General features: G+C 33.0%; 21 protein-coding genes and 4 tRNA genes. 15 read left to right on the forward strand and 10 right to left on the reverse strand.

All coding sequences use genetic code 11. The features are described from left to right. Positions 1-6: 6 nt before the first annotated feature. Positions 7-1,071 carry a dTDP-glucose 4,6-dehydratase gene (gene rfbB / locus A9G34_RS06540; RefSeq protein ID WP_065569249.1) on the reverse strand — a complete coding sequence of 355 codons (1,065 nt, stop codon included), beginning with the start codon at positions 1,069-1,071 and terminating at the stop codon, positions 7-9. 198 nt (positions 1,072-1,269) lie between these two features. Between rfbB and A9G34_RS06545 the strand changes: the two genes are divergently transcribed. Next, the gene (locus A9G34_RS06545; protein ID WP_065569250.1) at positions 1,270-2,187 is read left to right on the forward strand and encodes a hypothetical protein; all 918 of its coding nucleotides are present in this window, start codon (positions 1,270-1,272) and stop codon (positions 2,185-2,187) included. Between the two features lie 14 nt (positions 2,188-2,201). Continuing rightward, the gene (locus tag A9G34_RS06550; RefSeq protein WP_034943377.1) at positions 2,202-3,236 is read left to right on the forward strand and encodes a glycosyltransferase family 2 protein; all 1,035 of its coding nucleotides are present in this window, start codon (positions 2,202-2,204) and stop codon (positions 3,234-3,236) included. Positions 3,237-3,303: 67 nt separating this feature from the next. Here the strand turns inward: A9G34_RS06550 and A9G34_RS06555 are convergent, their stop codons facing one another. The 7 genes from A9G34_RS06555 to A9G34_RS06585 form a co-directional block, all read right to left on the reverse strand. Continuing rightward, positions 3,304-4,545, reverse strand: a complete 1,242-nt coding sequence (locus A9G34_RS06555) for a sigma 54-interacting transcriptional regulator (protein ID WP_065569251.1) — start codon at positions 4,543-4,545, stop codon at positions 3,304-3,306. Then, positions 4,526-5,572 (reverse strand): beta-N-acetylhexosaminidase, encoded by a 1,047-nt coding sequence (gene nagZ / locus A9G34_RS06560; protein WP_065569252.1) that lies wholly within the window; start codon positions 5,570-5,572, stop codon positions 4,526-4,528. The genes A9G34_RS06555 and nagZ overlap by 20 nt, the downstream gene beginning before the upstream one ends. Then, positions 5,572-6,204: a hypothetical protein gene (locus A9G34_RS06565; RefSeq protein ID WP_034943387.1), complete on the reverse strand. Its 633-nt coding sequence runs from the start codon at positions 6,202-6,204 to the stop codon at positions 5,572-5,574. Before A9G34_RS06565 ends, nagZ begins: the two co-directional genes overlap by 1 nt. 7 nt (positions 6,205-6,211) lie before the next feature. Then, positions 6,212-6,559: an HIT domain-containing protein gene (locus tag A9G34_RS06570; protein ID WP_034943390.1), complete on the reverse strand. Its 348-nt coding sequence runs from the start codon at positions 6,557-6,559 to the stop codon at positions 6,212-6,214. A gap of 592 nt (positions 6,560-7,151) precedes the next feature. Continuing rightward, positions 7,152-7,227, reverse strand: a tRNA-Lys gene (locus tag A9G34_RS06575). Between the two features lie 9 nt (positions 7,228-7,236). Beyond that, positions 7,237-7,312: transfer RNA gene (locus A9G34_RS06580), tRNA-Val, on the reverse strand. A 35-nt stretch (positions 7,313-7,347) separates the two neighbouring features. Beyond that, positions 7,348-7,423, reverse strand: a tRNA-Val gene (locus A9G34_RS06585). 203 nt (positions 7,424-7,626) lie between these two features. On the opposite strand from A9G34_RS06585, the gene A9G34_RS06590 reads away from it, so the two are divergent. From A9G34_RS06590 to tusA, 6 genes are all read left to right on the forward strand, one after another. After that, a complete protein-coding gene (locus tag A9G34_RS06590; protein WP_065576035.1) occupies positions 7,627-8,571 on the forward strand; it encodes a PilN domain-containing protein in 945 nt (314 codons plus the stop codon). Beyond that, positions 8,561-9,028, forward strand: a complete 468-nt coding sequence (locus A9G34_RS06595) for a hypothetical protein (protein ID WP_065569253.1) — start codon at positions 8,561-8,563, stop codon at positions 9,026-9,028. The genes A9G34_RS06590 and A9G34_RS06595 overlap by 11 nt, the downstream gene beginning before the upstream one ends. Continuing rightward, a complete protein-coding gene (locus tag A9G34_RS06600; RefSeq protein ID WP_065569254.1) occupies positions 9,025-9,399 on the forward strand; it encodes a hypothetical protein in 375 nt (124 codons plus the stop codon). The genes A9G34_RS06595 and A9G34_RS06600 overlap by 4 nt, the downstream gene beginning before the upstream one ends. A 135-nt stretch (positions 9,400-9,534) precedes the next feature. Beyond that, complete coding sequence (locus tag A9G34_RS06605; RefSeq protein WP_051825004.1) at positions 9,535-10,722, forward strand: secretin N-terminal domain-containing protein; 1,188 nt, start codon at positions 9,535-9,537, stop codon at positions 10,720-10,722. A gap of 112 nt (positions 10,723-10,834) precedes the next feature. Then, on the forward strand, positions 10,835-11,641 hold the full coding sequence (locus A9G34_RS06610) for a Cof-type HAD-IIB family hydrolase (RefSeq protein WP_034943399.1): 807 nt from the start codon (positions 10,835-10,837) through the stop codon (positions 11,639-11,641). 21 nt (positions 11,642-11,662) lie between these two features. Continuing rightward, on the forward strand, positions 11,663-11,899 hold the full coding sequence (gene tusA, locus A9G34_RS06615; RefSeq protein WP_065569255.1) for a sulfurtransferase TusA: 237 nt from the start codon (positions 11,663-11,665) through the stop codon (positions 11,897-11,899). Positions 11,900-11,921: 22 nt separating this feature from the next. Here the strand turns inward: tusA and A9G34_RS06620 are convergent, their stop codons facing one another. Continuing rightward, positions 11,922-12,335: a protein YgfX gene (locus tag A9G34_RS06620; protein ID WP_080715841.1), complete on the reverse strand. Its 414-nt coding sequence runs from the start codon at positions 12,333-12,335 to the stop codon at positions 11,922-11,924. Positions 12,336-12,765: 430 nt separating this feature from the next. Between A9G34_RS06620 and A9G34_RS06625 the strand changes: the two genes are divergently transcribed. From A9G34_RS06625 to acuI, 7 genes are all read left to right on the forward strand, one after another. Continuing rightward, entirely contained in the window at positions 12,766-15,294 is a 2,529-nt protein-coding gene (locus A9G34_RS06625; RefSeq protein WP_034944630.1) for a PBP1A family penicillin-binding protein, read from the forward strand. Positions 15,295-15,307: 13 nt separating this feature from the next. Further along, a complete protein-coding gene (rsmD, locus tag A9G34_RS06630; RefSeq protein WP_034943406.1) occupies positions 15,308-15,871 on the forward strand; it encodes a 16S rRNA (guanine(966)-N(2))-methyltransferase RsmD in 564 nt (187 codons plus the stop codon). Then, complete coding sequence (locus A9G34_RS06635; RefSeq protein ID WP_080715842.1) at positions 15,871-16,128, forward strand: DUF1145 domain-containing protein; 258 nt, start codon at positions 15,871-15,873, stop codon at positions 16,126-16,128. Before rsmD ends, A9G34_RS06635 begins: the two co-directional genes overlap by 1 nt. A 72-nt stretch (positions 16,129-16,200) precedes the next feature. Then, a tRNA-Gly gene (locus A9G34_RS06640) sits at positions 16,201-16,276 on the forward strand. Positions 16,277-17,112: 836 nt separating this feature from the next. After that, on the forward strand, positions 17,113-17,994 hold the full coding sequence (locus tag A9G34_RS06645) for a DMT family transporter (RefSeq protein WP_065569256.1): 882 nt from the start codon (positions 17,113-17,115) through the stop codon (positions 17,992-17,994). Between the two features lie 182 nt (positions 17,995-18,176). Beyond that, positions 18,177-19,418, forward strand: a complete 1,242-nt coding sequence (sstT, locus tag A9G34_RS06650) for a serine/threonine transporter SstT (protein WP_065569257.1) — start codon at positions 18,177-18,179, stop codon at positions 19,416-19,418. A 177-nt stretch (positions 19,419-19,595) separates the two neighbouring features. Continuing rightward, on the forward strand, positions 19,596-20,591 hold the full coding sequence (acuI, locus tag A9G34_RS06655) for an acrylyl-CoA reductase (NADPH) (RefSeq protein WP_034943414.1): 996 nt from the start codon (positions 19,596-19,598) through the stop codon (positions 20,589-20,591). Positions 20,592-20,719: 128 nt separating this feature from the next. Here the strand turns inward: acuI and A9G34_RS06660 are convergent. Next, positions 20,720-21,084 (reverse strand): DUF6708 domain-containing protein (locus tag A9G34_RS06660; protein ID WP_218055689.1); only part of this gene is annotated, 365 nt, incomplete at its 5' end.

Consider the following 21,084-nt stretch of genomic DNA (forward strand, 5'->3'; position numbering starts at 1 on the left):
TACCTACTATTTAATAATGCCTTGTCTCGATCTTGCATATGAGCCATCTTTAATACGCTCGCACCAATCTTTATTTTTTAAATACCATAAAACAGTCTTACGCATACCCGTTTCAAAAGTTTCTTGCGGTTTCCAACCTAAATCTTGATATATTTTTGATGCATCAATAGCATAACGTTGATCATGACCAGGCCTATCAGTAACATATGTAATAAGGTCTTTATAATGATTAATACCTTGAGGCTTATTTGGGAACAATTCTTCAAGCAAATCACAAATGAGATTTACAACATCAATATTTTTTTGCTCATTGTGTCCACCAATATTGTAAGTCTCGCCTATCTTTGCTTTAGTAGCGACAAGATAAAGCGCTCTTGCATGATCTTCGACATATAACCAATCCCTAATTTGCTGACCATTACCATAAACAGGCAAAGGTTTTCCCTCTAAAGCATTTAAAATCATTAATGGAATCAATTTCTCTGGAAAATGATAAGGTCCATAATTATTAGAACAATTAGTGATAATTGTAGGCAAACCAAAGGTTCTATTCCATGCTCGAACTAAATGATCACTTGAAGCTTTCGATGCCGAATATGGACTACTTGGCGAATAAGGTGTTTTTTCAGTGAATAAATCATTAGTTCCATGCAGATCACCATAAACTTCATCGGTAGAAATATGATGAAAACGGAAATTCGCTTGTTTATTTTCATCTAAAGTTCGCCAATAGGCTAAAGTAGATTCCAAAAGCGTGTAAGTTCCAATTACATTGGTCTCAATAAATGCAGCAGGGTTATCAATTGAACGGTCAACATGACTTTCAGCCGCTAAGTGCATAATGATATCTGGGCAAAATTCTAATATAGCAGTATCAAGTGCATTTCTATCACAAATATCGATTTGCTTGAAACGATATCGTTTATCTTCAGATACGTTATCTAATGACTCCAAATTCCCAGCATAAGTTAATTTATCAATAACCAATACATCATCATTAGTTTGTTCAATAATATATCTAACAACAGCAGAACCAATAAAGCCAGCTCCCCCTGTAACAATCACTTTCATTAATCAATCCTCTAAAATCCTATGCAAGGAATAATAATAACAAAGTTAATAAATAGCAATATTTAGAATTAGGTATTAATCGTAATATTTTCAAAAAAATACCCTAGTTCCTCACCAATTTACAACCATTGTATTCGTAATTCTTTATATGTTATATTGTTAGCAATTTCCACTGCTTAATTTATTCAACATATCAACATGAGAATAAACGTATTAACTGTTCTATATAATTGTGCTTTATCTGATTCTGAAACGTTAAGATCAATTTTACAAACAAATTTAGAATCCATTAAATTAAATATGATTGTTTGGAATAATGGACCAAATTTACTTAAAGAACATGATATCAAAAATTATTTAGAGCTAAGTCAAAATAAAGGAATAACAACATCAATTTATCAAGATGTTCGAAACCTATCTTTAAGTAAAATTTATAATCATTTTATTAATAAATTGGATTATGATTTTTTCGTTATTTTTGATCAAGATTCAAATATTGATTGCTCTTTCTTCCAAAACATCTATCATAACAGCCATTACGCAATTGTTTGCCCAGCAATTTTCCCTAAGCAAAAAATTGATAAACAATGTTTCCCTTCTGATTTTGAGCAAAGAGAGCAAGTTACACCATCTGGAGAATTCAACTTAAGTAACACTAGAACGATCAATTCAGGCACTGCATTATCTAAAGACTTAATTGATAAATTGCTGGATAATCATCATTATGTTTTTGATGAAAAATTTGCTTTCTATCACACAGATCACCGCTTATTTGATTTAATTCATGCAACACCACAAACTGCGATGTTAAAAGGTTTATGTATAGGAAAAATGTATCATGATATGACTTGTGAAATCTCCTATAATGAACTTAGCGAACGTGCAAGGCTTGAAATCGCTTATGCAAAAATGTTAATGCGAATGTATCGAGCTCGCAACCCTAAAATTGAGGTGCTCCGAAACTTATTTTATGCATATAAAATGAAGAAAAAAGATAAGTTAAGTATTAAGAGCTTTTTGAAATTGTTGAAATGTGTAATAACAAAAGAACATCCGCGTTCATACGCCTCCATAAACAAAAATGTCAAACCAATTAACAGCAATGTCTCTTCTTAAAAAGATATTTTATTATGGCAAATGAAGAATCGATACTAAACCTTTCAATCATTATTCCTTGTTATAATGTTGAAAATTATATTGAACAGTGTCTTAATTCCATTGTTCAACAAGCAGTTCTACCTAAAGAAATTATATGTATAGACGATGGCGCCACTGACGACACAGCTGTTATTATTCAAGCATTTGCCGAAAAATTTTCCTGTGTGAAATATCTATACCAAACTAATCAAGGAGTTAGCCAAGCTCGGAATGCTGGAATTAATCAAGCAACAGGACAATATATTCAATTCGTCGATCCTGATGATATTTTACATCCTAATTTATTTGCAACGTTTTTAAACATTTTAAACATTGATGGCGCTATTGAATTATTTTATTTTGAAAACCAACGCTTTGAAGAATTGGAAAATCTAGAATTTAATAATAACGATAATAATTTAATCAAATTTAGCTCTGGTAATGAATTATTTGCATATCTAATTGAAAAAGAAAGATACCCAGCTGCGTGTTGGAAATATATTTTTAAAAAGAAAATGCTTAATGTACGATTTGAAGGAAGAAATCACGAAGATCACTTAATAACATTAAATATATTGTTATCTGCAAATTTGAGTTACTATACAAAAGCACCTCTATATTATTATAGAAAAAGATCTAACTCATTAACCAGCAATAAAAAAATAAGTAAACAATATGTTGAATTATTTGCTCAAGTCATTGATAAGTGCGCAAAATACGTACAAAAAAGCAATCTATTAACAAAGACAAAAACACAATATATAAATTTTCTACGTTCCGATTATCTTTTTAATATCAATATTTATTATTTACATAGAGAAAAACCACCCATAGTGGAAATATATACTCATATTTATGCACGGTTATTTATAAAAAATAAGTCAAAAATGCTGAGTAATATAATATATATGATACGTTATAGCTTTAGAAAGAAAATACCTTTAAAACACATTATGATATTGATAAGGGCTGTTTTGAATAAAGATATTAATTTCATGAATAACAAAATAAATGCCTTACTAAATTAATATACATAACAAAATGCTCCCTTTTAAAGTACAAAGCAAGCGAATATTGCTCACTTGTTTTATATAATCATCGCCTTACTCGATAATCCCTTAATTTATTGGCAATCGCTGTATGCGAAACGCCAAGCCTTTTGGCTAGTTTTCGTGAACTTGGGAATTTATCGTAAAGCCGCAATAAAATCTCTTTTTCAAATTGTTTAGTCATTTCATCAAGAGTTTTATTTTCGATATCATCTATCCATGGCAATTGTGTTTTCGTTGAGGATGGTAAAATAATATCTTTCACTGTTAATTCAGACGAGGTTAACTGAGCTAACGAAGAATAAAGAATATTTTTAAGTTGCCTTACATTACCTGGCCATGAATACCGTGACAAATAATCAATCACATCATTATCAACTAATGGTGGGATAACGCCTTGCTTATTTGCAAATTCAACAACAACCATATGAATAAGTAGTGGAATATCTTCCTTACGTTCTTGCAATGAAGGTAAATTAAGTGATAGTACATTAAGTCGATAATACAGATCTTTTCTAAATTTACCCTGCTCAACTAACACAGCCAAATCAGCTTTTGTTGCACAAATAATACGTACATCCACATAAACTTCATTATCATCACCGACACGGCGAAAATAACCGTCATTAATAAAACGCAACAATTTTGTTTGCATTTGAAACGACATTTCATCAATGCCATCAAGTAATACTGAACCACCATTTGCTTGTTCAAAAAATCCTTTTTTGCTTTCAAGCACGCCAGGATAAGCCCCCGCTGCATGACCATACAATTCACTTTCAACAACATCATCTGGCATAGCTGCACAGTTTAATGCTAAAAAAGTTTGATCTCCTCGAGGGCTATATAAATGGCAAGCATTGGCTAATAAATCCTTACCAGTTCCGGTTTCACCTGAGATCAATAAAGGCTCACGTTGCATCGAAAAAGCTTTAGCCTTATCTATCAACTTTTGCATAACATTACTTCTGGTCGCAAAAATATCAAAAGCTTGGCAATCAACAACATCAATTTTTGACAAACGTTTTTTTAAATACTCAATAGGTTGCAAAATATAAAGTGTTTTTAAGGCTACTTTGACTTGCTGTAACAAAAAGTATTGCGCATCTAACACAATAATTGTGTCATCTTGTTTTTCTAAACAAATAGTATCATTCAGGTTAAACAATTCCCGATAGTCAATGGATTGATTTACCTTTAATAAATTAGGTGCAAATAATTCTTTTGCAGTTTGGTTATATGCAACCAAATTACAACTATTATCAATTTCAATTATTGCTACTTGCATTATATTCTGCCCACTTATCATTAAGCTTCATTAAATTATCATGACTGCGCTGCCAATCATGGCTTTTTACTAATTGAGAATAAGATATATGTGACTTTTTAAGTAATAAGTTTGCTTTATCATTTCTTAAAGGTTTAGCTCTATCGAGTATAGCAAGCTGTTCTAAAATAGCTAATGTAGCTAACCGGTTATTACAAGCCAAAAGTAGATCACAACCTGCCAATAAAGCTGTTTTAGCGCGCTCGGCATGATTCCCCATGACTGAAGCTCCTTCCATAGATAAATCATCCGAAAAAATAATACCGTGAAAACCTAACTTCTCACGTAATATTGTTTTCAGCCAATAAGGAGATCCACTTGCAGGCTTATCATCAAAATTAGAATAAATAACATGTGCTGGCATAATTGCATCAAGTTTTTTATCAGAAATAAGTTTAGCAAATATCTGCATATCATTATTAATTAACGATTTTTCACGGTGATCAACTGGAGTTTCTTTATGTGAATCGGCAATAACATGACCATGACCAGGAAAATGTTTTCCCGTTGTTTTCATTCCTGCAGCATGCATACCATCAATCATAGCTGATGAGATCTGATAAGCAATATTAACATCATAATGAAATGAACGCGTACCAATAGCTAAACAATCATGACCTAAATCTAAAACAGGTGCATAACTAAGATCAATATCAAAAGCCATTAACTCCATAGCAAGTAACCAGCCAGCATCAAATGCTAATGACTTAGCTTGTTCAAGCTCATTAACTGCAGCAAAAGATTGAGCTGGAGGAATGGCTGTGAATCCATTTTTAAAACGTTGAACACGCCCACCTTCATGATCAACTGAAATTAATAGACGTTTTGAAGATGCGGCACGAATCTCTTTTATCAAATCGGTTAATTGAGCAGGATCTTGGTAATTACGACTAAAAAGAATCACTCCTGCAACTAGTGGGTTTTGCAAAAGCTTTTTATCTTCGAAAGAAAGTGATTTACCTTCGAAATCAATCAATAATGGTCCCATTATTTATTTTCCTCAAACTCTACACTTTGATTTGGATTTTCATCTTGAGTTTGAAGAAAATCTTTAGACGTAATTCTCTTTAAAATTTCCCCACTTTGAGTGGCAAGCAATTCCATTGAAAGATCTGCATTATTTTCATCACTTGGCGTCTTATAAATCGTAGTGAATAATACATAACCAGCATTCATTGATTTAGCTAAACCAATCATCTTACTACGCGATACTAACTTGTCATCTGATGAAATGCCTAAAGTCTGTTTAGCTAGAATTATTGATTTTTTATCAGCAACAATAAACGTATTTTGCTTATCCATGAGTTGATGCAATGTATCATCAACTTGATTATTAGCAAGATAATCACCACTTCTATTTTGAATATCACTTATCAATATGACATTATTACCCTCATATACTGGAGATGATTGTAATAATTGTTGTACATATGGTGATAATATGGCATACCAATCAACTTTTTTGGTAAACTGTGGTGGTTGTTCAACCACTGATTCAGTTGGTTGAATCACATCAACAGAAGAACTCACCTCAGCCTTTTCAGTGTTTGAGATAAGGTGGCATCCACCTAATAAAACGACAAGCAAATTTATAACTAATAACTGTTTAATTTTATTCATACTAAAATTACCCGACTAATCGACCTAAATTTTTTCCGCCTAACAAATGCATATGAATGTGGAAAACCTCTTGCCCTGCATCTTTATTACAATTCATAATTAAACGATAACCAGTTTCATCAATACCTTCTTGCTTAGCGATTTTAGCTGCCACAGTCACCATATGCCCAAGCATGGTCTCATCTTCTTCAGTAATATCGTTAATCGTAGGGATAAGTTTATTAGGAATAATTAAAATATGGATTGGAGCTTGGGGAGAAATATCTCGAAACGCAGTAACTTTGTCATCATGAAAAACGATATCAGCGGGAACTTCTCTTCGAATAATCTTACTAAAAATAGTTTCTTCTGCCATTGTATTTTCCTTTTACCAACATTCATCAACAAAAATTACCTTTGAGCAAGCATAACATATTTTAATAATAAAAGTGTATATATATCGTTACATATCGACAATCTTTTCTTAAAGTATTCCCTTAAAATTGCATAGCTAATTATCATTATGATATTAATCATCTTTATGCTAAAAAAATAAAGTTTTATTATTTTATCGTTTGATAGCCACTACGCAATATGGGCACACTTTATCCCATTGATATAACTATCTAAAATAATGGTAAACATAAAGTGGGCAAACCTAAACGACACTTAAGTAATTTTAGAATATTTCAATCCGATTTTATAACTCATGTAACACAACAGCATCAACAAAAGTAAACACAGCCATACTTCCAATCACTTTACTTTTTATTAAGCTATATCTTAACGATTTAATTTTGGAAACATGATAGGCTTGAGCTTAATTATAAAGCACATGATATACCTTAGCCTTTCGAAACCAACAATGTGCCTTGTTCAAATTCATTCCTGGCGAATTTCTTGAACGACAACGCTGTCATTATTTTGTCTTTTTTAAGTTATATCTTGATGATTTAATTTTTAAGAAATGGTGGGTCGTGAGCGATTCGAACGCTCGACCAACGGATTAAAAGTCCGCTGCTCTACCGACTGAGCTAACGACCCATCTACAGATGGTGGGTGATACCGGGTTCGAACCAGTGACCCCCTCCTTGTAAGGGAGGTGCTCTCCCAACTGAGCTAATCACCCCAAATGCTTCATAAACGAAACATCACGGTAAAGATTGGTGGGTGATACCGGGTTCGAACCAGTGACCCCCTCCTTGTAAGGGAGGTGCTCTCCCAACTGAGCTAATCACCCTTACCGTGTGGCTGTGCATTATAAGCCACACCTCATTTCAGTCAACCCTTTTTTTTATTTTTCTGCCAAATTGCCCCCGTTCGATTTAATTTTAAACATTTTTTGCGTGATAGCTCTCAAAAAATCCTTTTTGTTAATTTTAACAATGGTAAAAATGACTATTATCAAACAATATTTCTGGGCTAATTAAAAGATCATTAATTATGAAAATAAAAAAATGTCGAGTCATCATCTATATTGAACCCAAATTTTTACGTTATAAAATCCTACATACGAAGAAAAAAGAGGCTTTAACTGACCATAACTCCATGATTGAGTATCATTACCAATATTTTTCTGAAATTGAATTACTGATAAAAAAATTAAAAAAAAGTGTTTCACAATATGCTATTTTTGAACTTCATTTGGATAACACTTATATCCAAATGCAACAACTACCTTTACCTAAAATTAAAATTCAACTAAACGAAATCGCTTTATATGTTGAAGCATCAATTTACAAATTATTTCAATTATCATCTAAAAATGTATATTTTGATTTTAGCTATTCATCTAATCAAAAACAAATAAATGTTGCAATATGTGAGCGTCATTTTATCGATAACTGGATTAAACTTTTTGAAAAATATAATCTATTACTAAGTTTCATTGGTTACTTAACCAGTGATAATAAATTAAATTTTTTGCCATGGAGGCAAGAAAAACAAAAAAAACAAAAATTACAACTCATATTCACAATTGCCAGCTTTATCGTGGTTTTATGCAGTTTATTTTTTTATATATGGATACAGGAACAAAACAAACTTAATTATTATGTTTTTAAAATAGCCGAACAACAAACTATTGAGAAACAATTAAGAAAAAAATTATCTAATTACCTTCCTATATCATCTTCAAGTCAAAAGCAAATTTACCAATCATTATTAATACTTTCTGAACAGCTACCTATTGGTAGTTGGCTAGAATCATTTAATTTTGTCAAAAATAAAATTTCAATAAAAGGATATAGTTTTAGCTATCTCGAAATTACTAATTTCAAAAAACGAGTATCAAAACAAGAAAGCATTAAAAAAAGCCAAATTCAAGCTATATTGGCTAACAAAAATAATTTTTTGTTTGAAATGGATATTGAACTAAATGAACAGTGATTTTTTTTATAGACCACTTTGGCAACAATACTGCCTCTGTTTTTTAAGTACGTTAGCGATATTTGCCATTGGCTATCTATTTTTTATTAATGATCTTGCTAATCAAGTACATCAAAAGACCATGTTATTTTATGCAAACAATCAAAATATTGAACAATTAAAAGCACAGCTTGCAAGATATCAAACAGATAAACCTTTCATTCTCATATCAGAACAGGATTTTGCAAAAGCAATTAAAAAAAATCATTTAACTCTGGGGTCTTTCAAACATTACCAAATGGAAAACACAGCAAATTGGGATATTGAATTATATGGTCAATTTAATAATCTAATTAATTTGATCACCTACTTTAATGAAAATTATTTTTATCTGGATTTTAAGAATTTAGATATCTATCAAGAAGATAATTATTTAAAGATATCATTTACGTTAGTATTGAAAAAGGAAATAGCATGAAAAACTATCTATACATTGGACTGGTATCTGTTTCAATCAGCTATTTTAATGTTTACGCCGAACAAAAAATAATACGCGATCCCTTTTACCCACAATATCAAACTTCATGCCATGAACAAAAAAACACCTTATTTAACCAAATACAAACTTGGCAATATAAAGGGCATATAAAACATAACGATAAAAATTATCAGCAAATTTGGTTAGCATCTCAAAATGAATGGTTGGATATTCTAGGGGATATGGATCCTAACATATTGTTACCTTGGCAAATCCATTCTTTATTAAACGATAAAATAATCTTTCAAGCAATGTTACCTCAATACTGTCAAGAAAGCATTTCATGGACAATATCACTAAATGAACCATAACACTATTTAACCCTGAGGTATACACCAATAATGAAAATTCAAAATATAAGCTTAAGAATAATAATACACTGCACACTAACTATATTTATCATATTAATTATTAGCACTAATTTAAGTAGAGCAAGCAACAATAAAATGTCAAATTTAAATCAGCCAGATTTAATTTCACTAAACTTTTATCAAACTGATATTGCTATTATTTTGCGTTCTTTAGCAAGCAGTAAACAGATGAACTTAGTCATGACAGAAGAATTATCCATTAAGCAAACAATCAAACTCGAAAATGTCGATTGGCACAAAGCTTTAACAATTATATTAAATTTAGCCAATTTACAAGCTGAAATTGATGACAATATTTTATTAATATCCAAAGCAGCTGATCCTGAACGTTTATATCAAAAACAACAAATTGAAAAACTAGAACAACAAAAAAAACTCTCTTTAGATTCAATTGCTATAGCAGTGAATCATACTGATCCTTCCCAATTGCTTGAAACAATTCAACAACAAGAATTATTATCAGAACAAGGCAAAGCCACAATCGATAAACGAACAAACTCAATAATCATTACCGATTCATCCAAACAATTAAATGATATAAAAAAGCTTATTCAAACACTTGATAAACCAATACCGCAAATACATATTTCTGCTCACATTGTTAATATGAATGAAGAAAGCCTGTCCGAACTTGGTATAAAATGGGGATATTCAGGAAAATCTTCTCAAGTTTTAGACAACCTTGCTATCGGATTGGATGTAACTAATCCAGCCACAACAGCAGGATTTAATCTAGCTAAAATTTCAGGCAATTTACTTAAATTAGAATTATCTGCACTCGAGGCAGAAAATCAGCTTGAAATTATTGCTAGTCCTAATTTACTTACCGCTAATCAAAATATGGCATCAATTAAACAAGGAACAGAAATTCCTTATGAAGTTTCTAGTGGAAATAATGGTGCAACATCCATTGAATTTAAACAAGCGGTGCTCGGTTTAGAAGTCACCCCTAAAATACTTACTAATAATGAAATGATATTAAATCTTTATATTACCCAAAACACGGCTGGACGATCAATTAAACGTAGAGATGGCGGAGAAGCGCTTGCAATTGATACTCAAGAAATAAAAACACAAGTACATGTAAAAAGTGGTGAAACAATTGTGCTGGGTGGGATTTTTCACCAAATAAATAACCAAATTGCTCATAATGTACCTGGTATAAGTCAAATACCCATTCTAGGTCACCTATTTCAATATAAGAATAAAAAGCAACAGAAAAGAGAATTAGTGATTTTTATAACGCCACAATTAGTTGAGTAAATTTCGACAGAGTTGTATCATACCTTAAGATAGCTCTTAAATTTATGTTTACAGTCCGCACCTAATTTTCGGTACTGTTTATCGATCATTTTTTCACAATATAGAGAATAATATGTTTAATGTAGTAGCTTCAGATCTTGATGGCACTTTGTTAACGCCTGAACATAGCTTATCGCCTTATACAAAAAAAATCCTACAGGCATTGCGCAAAAAAGACATTCATTTTATTTTTGCAACAGGGCGACATCATATTGATGTCAGTCAAATGAGAGAAAATATGGAAATAGATGCTTTTATGATAACCTCAAATGGCGCAAGAGTACATGATAGTGTAGGAAACTTAATTTTTAGCCGAAATATAAAACCAGCATTAGCTAGTGAAATTGCTAAAGAATGTATTGACGATCCATTAGTATACACACACATTTATCGCGGCGATCACTGGTTAATTAACAAAGAAGATACCTATTCTTTAAGCTTTCATAAAGACTCACAATTTTCATATGAGTTTTTTAATCCACTTGATTTTGAAACAGATGATGTAGCAAAAATTTATTTCACAACTTGTGATTACGATCTTCATCCACACTTAATTAAGTTAAAAAATCGACTCGATGAAAAATATGGAAATCAGGTAAGTATTGCCTTTTCATCTTTAAACTGTCTTGAAGTCATGGGTGAAAATGTTTCTAAAGGCAGCGCCCTAAAGAACGTCGTTGAAAAACTAGGTTTTGGCTTACAAAACAGCGTTGCCTTTGGTGATGGTATGAACGATTATGAAATGTTAAAAATGGTCGGTAAAGGCTGTATAATGCAAAACGCTAGCACAGATTTAAAAGAAAAATTACCTGAGCTAGAAATTATCGGTTCAAATGCAGATGATGCCGTGCCACACTATTTAGAAAAACTTTTTCTATAAACCATTAACACATATTATTATATGAATATGAATGCAGATAAAGAACTCAATACTATAGGGTTACGTTGTCCTGAACCAATCATGTTAGTTCGAAAAACAATAAGAGAACTTGCTATAGGGCAAGTTCTTTATGTTATTGCCGATGACATGGCCACAACGCGTGACATTCCAAGTTTTTGTAGACACATGGATCATGAACTGCTTAATTCACAAATTGAATCTAAACCTTATCGGTATTGGATAAAAAAAACGCATTGATAACATAATGATTGCTTAGTCATTAAACCATGCTATTAAATTCAATTTGATATAAATAATAACGCAGTGTTCGCCAATCGTCAGGGGAAATACTATCAAACATTAAAAAAAGCGTACGCCGTTGGCTGTTACGGCGTGACCTCAAATTTAAGATTACAACATAACGAAATATTAACGGTTTACGTACTAAGTACCAACGTTGATTATACCAATAGATCTGGCGTATATGATGAAAAATTGCTAATTCCCCTTTTATCATTTGGCAATAACAAATACTACGCCACCATTCAACAATTAATAAAGGCATAACAATAAAGGTATATGAATTTAACGTCGTATCGGCAAATAAAATTAAGCTTATTAAAATTAAAAACAGATAAAAGCTTGATGATAACACCAACTGCAAATAAGATTGACTGAGCCTTGTACTCCACATAACAATTATTCAGCAAGAATAAAAATCAATTATTGCATGCCGAAAAAGAAATTATTTTAGCATTAGTAAAAATTTGTGAGATAATACACAAAAATTATAAAAGTATTACTTAACAATCTGGCTAAAATTTTTATTTTATAGTGACATTAATTTCCAAAAAACTCATTTTTCTAGCCGTTTTACTCTTTTTTATATTCAAATGTCAGAAAAGAGCTTTGAATTCATTAGGTTGCAACTATTTTAATTTGCAGCTTTACATACTAATTTGATACTAAAAAACAAGTAATAACCGCTTTTTATTTTGCCCAATTTCCTAAAATTAGTATATACTCATCGACTTAAAAATATTGAAATCTTACAGGCAAAAAAGTTTATTGGTATTGTTGCTTTATGCCTTAACTGAATTGGTTAGGAATTAATTGTGATGTTTATTAGAGTATTAAAATTTCTACTTAAATTTTTTGCTGGTTGCTTTCTATGTGGCTTAATCATTAGTATAGTTGGTTATGCCTATTATTCAAAAGATTTACCAGATGTAACTACTCTAAAAGATGTGCAATTACAAACACCATTACAAGTATTAAGTAAAGATGGTGAATTAATTGCTATTTTTGGTGAGCGTCGACGCACGCCACTAAAATATAACCAAATGCCTCAAATAGTTGTTAATGCAGTTATTGCTACCGAAGATTCGCGCTTTCACGAACATTTTGGCATTGATTTAATCGGTATCATTCGTGCCATGTATATTGGAGTAAAACAAAAAGGTTTTTCGCAAGGCGGCAGCACCATAACGCAGCAAGTTGCTAAAAACTTTTTTTTAACACCTGAAAAAAGCATTTCTCGAAAAGTTAGAGAAATGATTTTAGCAATTCGTATGGAAAAAGAATTATCAAAGAATGAAATCATGGAACTTTACTTAAACATGATCAACTTTGGCTCAAGGGCTTATGGTATAGCCTCTGCTTCTTACACTTTTTTCGGTAAAACGCCTGATCAGTTAACGATTGATGAAGCAGCATTACTAGCGGGCTTACCAAATGCGCCTTCTGCATTTAACCCAATTTCTCACCCTAATCGAGCACTAACAAGACGTAATTGGGTATTAAGTCGAATGTTAGATCAATCGTACATCACCCAAGCACAATATAAGGAAGCTATCCAAAAACCATTAAATGTAAGCTATCATGCTCCACAAATCGAATTTTCGGCGCCTTATGTAGCAGAAATGGCACGACAATATATGTTCGAAAAATTTGGCGAAAATGCCTATACTGATGGCTATAAAGTATACACAACAATAACAAAACAGGATCAGCTAGCAGCAAACCAATCTGTACAAAAACACATTATCGATTATGACATTAGACATGGTTATCGTGGTGCAGAAAAAATACTATGGAAAAATAATGAAACGCCATGGGATAATGAACAAATCCACCAAATTTTAAGTAAATATATGTGTTACAACAGTATGTGCCCTGCTGTAGTTTTAAAAGCCACAGATAAAGAAGCAACTGCGGTATTAACAGACAAAAGCCACATTGTAATTTCGTTCGAAGGCATGAAGTGGGCTCGACCATATATTAGTGATAATAGACAAGGTGATTTTCCAAAAAAAGTTTCTGACACATTAAAAGCAGGGCAACTTATTTGGGTTAAAAAACCTGCAGATATTTGGGAGCTTGCACAAATTCCGGGCGTTAATGCAGCATTGGTATCACTAAATTCAGATGACGGTGCGATTAAAGCGATTATTGGGGGATATGATTTTAATTTAAGTAAATTCAACCGAGCCACACAAGCACTTCGTCAATTAGGTTCAAATATTAAGCCATTTATTTACACAGCAACACTAGAAAAAGGCTTAACCATGGCAACGTTGCTTAATGATGCCCCCATTGTGCGCACAGCCGGAAGCGAAACTTGGCGCCCTAAAAATTCACCTCCCACATATGAAGGTCCATTACGTTTAAGAATTGGTTTAGGTATGTCTAAAAATGTCATGATGGTGCGAGCTTTACGTGCTATTGGAATAGATTATGCAGCGACTTATTTAGAACGATTTGGATTCCCAAAAGAAAACATTTCGCATAATGAATCTTTAGCTTTAGGTTCTGCATCGTTTACACCACTGCAGGTTGCAAGAGCCTATTCGGTTATTGCTAACGGCGGCTATTTAATCACACCTTATTTAATAGAACGAATCGAAAACAGCAATGATAACAGCATTATTTATCAGCACCAACCATTGATTGCTTGCCATGACTGCATTGACGATCCTATTGCAACAGATTCAACACCAATATCACTTGGTAATGTCGAAGATATTGCTAATGAATCTGATAACGAAGAGCCAGAACAAGGGAACTTAAAATCAGACGATGATTTAATATTACCTAAAATTAATAATACCTCTGACAAGAATACTGCAACAAAATATGCCCCACATACCATAAGTAGTGATATCGCATTTATTATGAAAGATGGCTTACGAACAACCGTGTTTGGCGGTCCAGGTTGGCAAGGCACCGCATGGCGTGCTAAAGCTTTAGGCCGAAAAGATGTTGGAGGAAAAACAGGTACAACTAATGCTTCAAAAGATGTATGGTTTTCTGGATATGGGGGCAACATTGTCACTACTGTTTGGATGGGATTTGATGATCACCGTCGTGAACTAGGGCGAACCTTCCGTGCCGAAGGTGGTGCAAATACGGCTAATCCTGTTTGGGTTGATTACATGAAAATTGCTTTAAAAGATGTACCGGTAAAAGAAGATATAAAACCTGAAAATGTTATTACCGTAACTATAGATCAAAAAACAGGATTATTACCACAATCTGGAGCTGATACCATGTCAGAATATTTTATTAAAGGTACCGAACCGACACATTATGCAACTAAAGAAGTTGGCACTGAAGTGACAGATTCGGACGGTAATACATCAGAGCTATTCTAAGAAAGGATTTATAATGAATGGTTCAATAAGAATAATTGGTGGAAAATGGCGTGGGCGTAAACTGTCAGTACTTGACAAACAAGGCTTGCGCCCAACAACTGATCGGGTCAAAGAAACGCTGTTTAACTGGCTAATGCCTGTCATACATGATAGTGACTGCCTAGATTGCTTTTCTGGCAGTGGTTCACTAGGATTCGAAGCCGCTTCACGTGGAGCTAAAAGCGTTACACTACTTGAAAAAGACAAACAAGTTGCAAACCTACTCACTAAAAATAAACAGCTTATAGCTAGTCATGCTATTGATATTTACCATACCGATACATTAACATGGCTAAATAAACCAGCACAAAAACAGTTTGATATTATATTTATTGATCCGCCTTTTCATCAATCACTAGTTGAAAAAACAGTAAGCCAACTAGAAGGTAACAACTGGTTAAAACCGTCTTCTTATATCTACATTGAAACCGAACTCACTCATAATGTAACAAGTTACATCCCCACTAACTGGCATTTGCACCGCGAAAAGGCAGCAGGTCAAGTTCAAAGTTATTTATTTATTCGAGACAATATATAATGTTCATATTATTCGGTAAGATTTTCTATTCTTTTGTTTGGCTATTTTTATTATTTAATTTAATTCATCCTTTCCCAAGCCCGGCTAATGTTGTTGCTTATGTTGGCTTGCTAATTTTTGCTATTACCCATGGCTTACAAGCATGGATGTTATATTCCACTATGACCAACCAAGAAAAAAGAGAGGACAAATTTAAAGCACTTAGACTTTTTATTTTTGGTTTTATTGAATCACTTAGCTGGAAAAGCAAAAAATAATTAAAAAAAATTCTTGCGACGTTAAGAATTTTTTGTATAATGCTCACCACTTCTTATGAAGCATTCAAATAAGCGGGAATAGCTCAGTTGGTAGAGCACGACCTTGCCAAGGTCGGGGTCGCGAGTTCGAACCTCGTTTCCCGCTCCAATTATCAAATTTAACGCACCTATCAATGCACAAAAATTACCGATAAATAATACCGATTTATATTTCTAATAAAGCATGTGATTTCTTATTTTTTATTGATGATTTTTATACAATCTACTTACCTGTTACTCTATTATTTATCCAATACTTCTCGTATCAATTTACCTAACTATTTGAATAGCTGAATAAAGAGATATAATTAAATAGCATTATTATTTGAAAGCAAAATTAAACTGACTAAATATCAGAATAAACCATATACACTTAAAACGGCAATGACTCTTTCTTATTAGTCGCTATTAAAAATAGTATTAGTTGCCTACTTACTAAATTATTTACTGCTGACTATTTCCATTTTATTTTTACGAAAAGGGTGATAACTGCCAAAGATAAACTCATTTCCTCTATCAGAATGAAATAACCTAACCGACTTTAAGTTAATGGGAATTTGACTAATTACGCCCAAAACAAGTTGAGCATTCTGATATTATTATCTCGACTACTACAATTATCTTGAGCGGTAAACCTACCATTGTTTTGGTATGGCTTTATTTACCTATCTAATGCTGATTTAGTCAGCCCACACTGATCAACTACATCAACATGTTTTTACCTCTTTGATACCGCATTACCTTATCTTTTTAAACTCATGAGTAAAATTACGTTTTCTCTTCTTGAAATATACTTTGTCATTGTTGGTTCCTTCTTATTTTTCATTTATCATAACAACGACCTTATAAAACGAGTACTAATTAGTGTAGTCTATCCAATGATTCAAACTACGCTAACATCAGAAAATCAAAATCCAATACAAATTGCATAAGCAGGGAATAAATATGGCATATATGTTACTTACATTAGCGGCTTGCTTTTGGGGCGGTAATTATGTAGTTGGGCATATTCTAATGGCTAACGCTGACCCAATAGTACTTTCAGAGGGGCGCTGGGCTATAACCGCCTTATTATTATTCTTGTTATATCACAAACAAGTTATCAATGATTTTTCCAGAATTAGAAAATCCATAAAATCCACATTATTACTCTCTCTTTTTGGGCAAGTATTATTTCCCGTTACACTTTATATCGGTTTACAATACACAACCTCTTTAAATGCTGCTATTTATATGTCTGCAACACCAGCAATGGTATTGGCTATAAACAAACTGGTGTTTAACGAGCATATTTCAAAAAATAATATTTTAGGTGTTTTATTAAGTTCTTTAGGGGTTATTTATTTAATCTTTAAGGGGGATTTGAACCACATAGAAATGCTAAAAAACCTTAACATAGGGGATTTATGGGCAATGGGGTCAGCGATAAGCTGGGCTTTTTATTGTTCTTTTTTAAGAAAAAAAGATAAAACCATTCCCAATAATGTATTTGTAACGGTAAGTTCTTTACTAGGGGCATTAATATTATTACCGATTTGCATTCTTTATTTTATTTTCTTTCCTGTTACAAACTTTAGCCCTTATTGGCAATCTAATTTTATTTTAGGTCTATTGTATTTGATATTCTTTCCATCATGGCTGGCTTACTTATTTTGGAATAAAGGTATTATGGAAATTGGTGCGACACGTGGTGAGATTTATACTCATTTAATACCACTTTCAGGAGGGATATTTAGCATGATATTTTTGAATGTAAGTATAAGCTGGTTTCATATAATAAGTGCGATTTTAATTATGATGGGGATAATCCTTTGCTCTAAGAAATAACATGCAATTTTTGCTTAAACAAATTTAAAATCGATCTTTTATATATCCTAAAATGATTAATAATTAATCCTAATAATTATTTAAATCAATATATAAAAAAACATTATAATTTTAATTATTTTGTATAAACATAATATTAAAGTGTGATACTGTCTCACTTTTAGATTAATAAATACGGAAATATTATGTCTCGCCCATCTCACCCTTTGGTTCGTTTATACTTTAAAGTAGGATTGATACCGCAAATTATGTTGGGTTTAATCTTTGGTATTATTCTTGCTGCGGTATCAAAGGAAACCGCATTACATATGTCTTTATTAGGTGACTTATTTATTAATGCGTTAAAATCAGTTGCCCCTATTTTGGTTCTCATCTTAGTCATTGCTTCCATATCAAATCATCAACATGGTAAACAAGCGAATATAAAACCCTTAATTATGCTTTATTTTGCAGGAATGGTACTAGCAGCTTTATTAGCGACAATCGCAAGCTTTTTATTTCCTTCGCAGATTTCATTGGGTGATACATTGGAAAATTTGACACTAACACCACCTAATGGCATATCAGCGGTATTAAAAACATTATTAGAAAAAATGATCGACAACCCAGTTAATGCCCTTATAAAGGCAAACTATATAGGCTTAATTATTTGGGGTGTTGGCATTGGTTTAGCGCTCAGGCACTCAAGTGAAACAACCAAAACTATGATGAATGACCTATCCTATGCTATTTCATTTATTGTAAGAATAATCATCCGTTTTGCACCTTTAGGTGTGTTTGGTTTAGTTGCATCAACACTGGCAGAAACAGGATTTGGTGAATTACTAAAATATGCACACTTATTGGTTGTATTGGTTTCTTGTATGCTGATTGTTGCCTTAATGATTAACCCATTATTAGCGTTTTTAGTCATGCGTAAAAACCCTTATCCACTGGTGTTTACATCATTAAAAGAAAGTGCGATTCCTGCCTTCTTTACGCGTAGCTCTGCGGCGAATATTCCTGTAAATATTGAAATCTGCAAAAAATATAAAATGGATAAAGATACATATACAGTTGCTGTACCATTAGGCGCAGCCATTAATATGTCGGGTGCTGCTGTAACTATAACGGTTTTAACTTTAGCAACGGTCAACTCAATGCCAGCTAGTGCAGGCATACAGGTTGATATCTATTCCGCATTATTATTGTGTATTATCTCCTCTATTTGTGCTTGTGGCGCATCAGGCATTGCAGGCGGTTCATTGCTGCTTATACCTGTAGCATGCAGTATGTTTGGCATTCCTAACGAAATTTCAGCCAAAGTTATAGGAATTGGTATTGCAATAGGTGTTATTCAAGATTCCGTTGAAACAGCGCTGAACTCCTCAAGCGATGTCGTGTTTATCGGCGCAGTTTCATCTGCTTCGCAAAAAAATAGTTAGAGGCTAATAAATTCTAATAGCAACAAGTTGGTTATTAGAAATAAACCTTAATTTAAACTTAGCATTTTAACTTCATCTTTTACACAACAAAACATGATGATCACAAGATCATCATGTTTATATTTTTAGCCTATTGAATGATCTCTAGGCTTCAGATCCAATTTACAAGGGGTAGCTATGTCATTTAACGCCATTATTTTAGAAAAAAAGGATATGAATGTTTTTAGCTGTTCACTAAAAACAATTAACAAACAACAACTTTTATCCCAACAAGGCGATACATTAATCAAAGTGGCCTATTCAAGTATTAACTATAAAGATGCGCTAGCTTTAACTCATAAAAGCCCTATTGTTAGGCAGTGGCCAATGGTACCCGGTATTGACGGAGTTGGCACAGTTGTCGAGTGTACAAGCGGTCGCTACCAATCTGGTGATAACGTTATATTAAATGGTTGGGGATGTGGAGAAACCCATTGGGGAAGTTTAGCTCAATATGCTTATTTAAAATCTGACTGGCTTATCCCTTTACCTAAAAATATTACCCCTTATCAATCCATGGTGATTGGCACTGCTGGTTATACTGCAGCGTTGTGTGTAAAACGTCTTATGGATTTTGGTATAAAACCACAAGACGGCATGATTTTAGTCACAGGTGCAAGTGGCGGTGTTGGTTCAATTGCTATCGCCTTACTGACTAAATTAGGTTATCAAGTCACGGCATCCACCAATAAAATGAATGAAAAACCTTACCTACAACAACTTGGCGCAGTTAATATTATTGATAGTCAAACATTAAAAAAAGCAGGTAAACCACTACAAAAAGAGCAATGGTCTGGAGCAATAGACACCGTTGGTTCATACACATTAGCCAATATCTGTGCACAAACAAAGTATAATGGTCTTGTTGCTTGTTGTGGGCTTGCTCAAGGTATGGATTTTCCAGCTACTGTTGCGCCATTTATATTACGTGGCATAACCTTAGCAGGGATTGATAGTGTTATGGCCAATTACCACAAACGCTTAGAAGCATGGAATCTATTATCACAATATCTTGATAATCAAAGTTTATCTTACATTGGTAAAACCATTACCCTAAATCAATGTGCTGATATCGCTCAAAAAATGATAGCAGGAAAAATAAAAGGACGATTTGTGGTTGATGTCAATAAATAGCCTTGCTATTTGCAGCCGACAATACCATGAACTAATTAAAACCCAACGAGACCAAATGTACCGCTTTTGGCAAAGCGGTTATTATTCTCCTGCTCTCACATGCACATAAAAAATAATATCTGTTCACCTTAGTTATGCTTAATGTGATGCTTCTGTTTAATTTCAGCGAGCTCTTCTTGCGATGTGGCATTAAACGCTTCTACCATCCATTCGGGCCAGCCTTGTCCTTTAATAATTTTGTCTTTAAATTGGGTTTCTTGTTCCCATTTGTATTTGCCGTCGTTTAGACCGGCTAATTTGTTCGCGCACATAAAGTTATTAACCCAACCCCAAACCAAATAACTGCCTATGCCAGCACGTAATGGGTCTAACAAGATATGGTCGATTGTTTTATGGGTATTTGGTTTGCACACCATTAATATAGTGGTGTTGAGTGAGTAGCGTGAAAAATTATGCACCACCACCCCTTGTAAATGGGCCCAGTCATATTCTT

Origin of the sequence: Gilliamella sp. Choc4-2 (assembly GCF_001690355.1) — a bacterium.
GTDB lineage: Bacteria > Pseudomonadota > Gammaproteobacteria > Enterobacterales > Orbaceae > Gilliamella > Gilliamella apicola_A.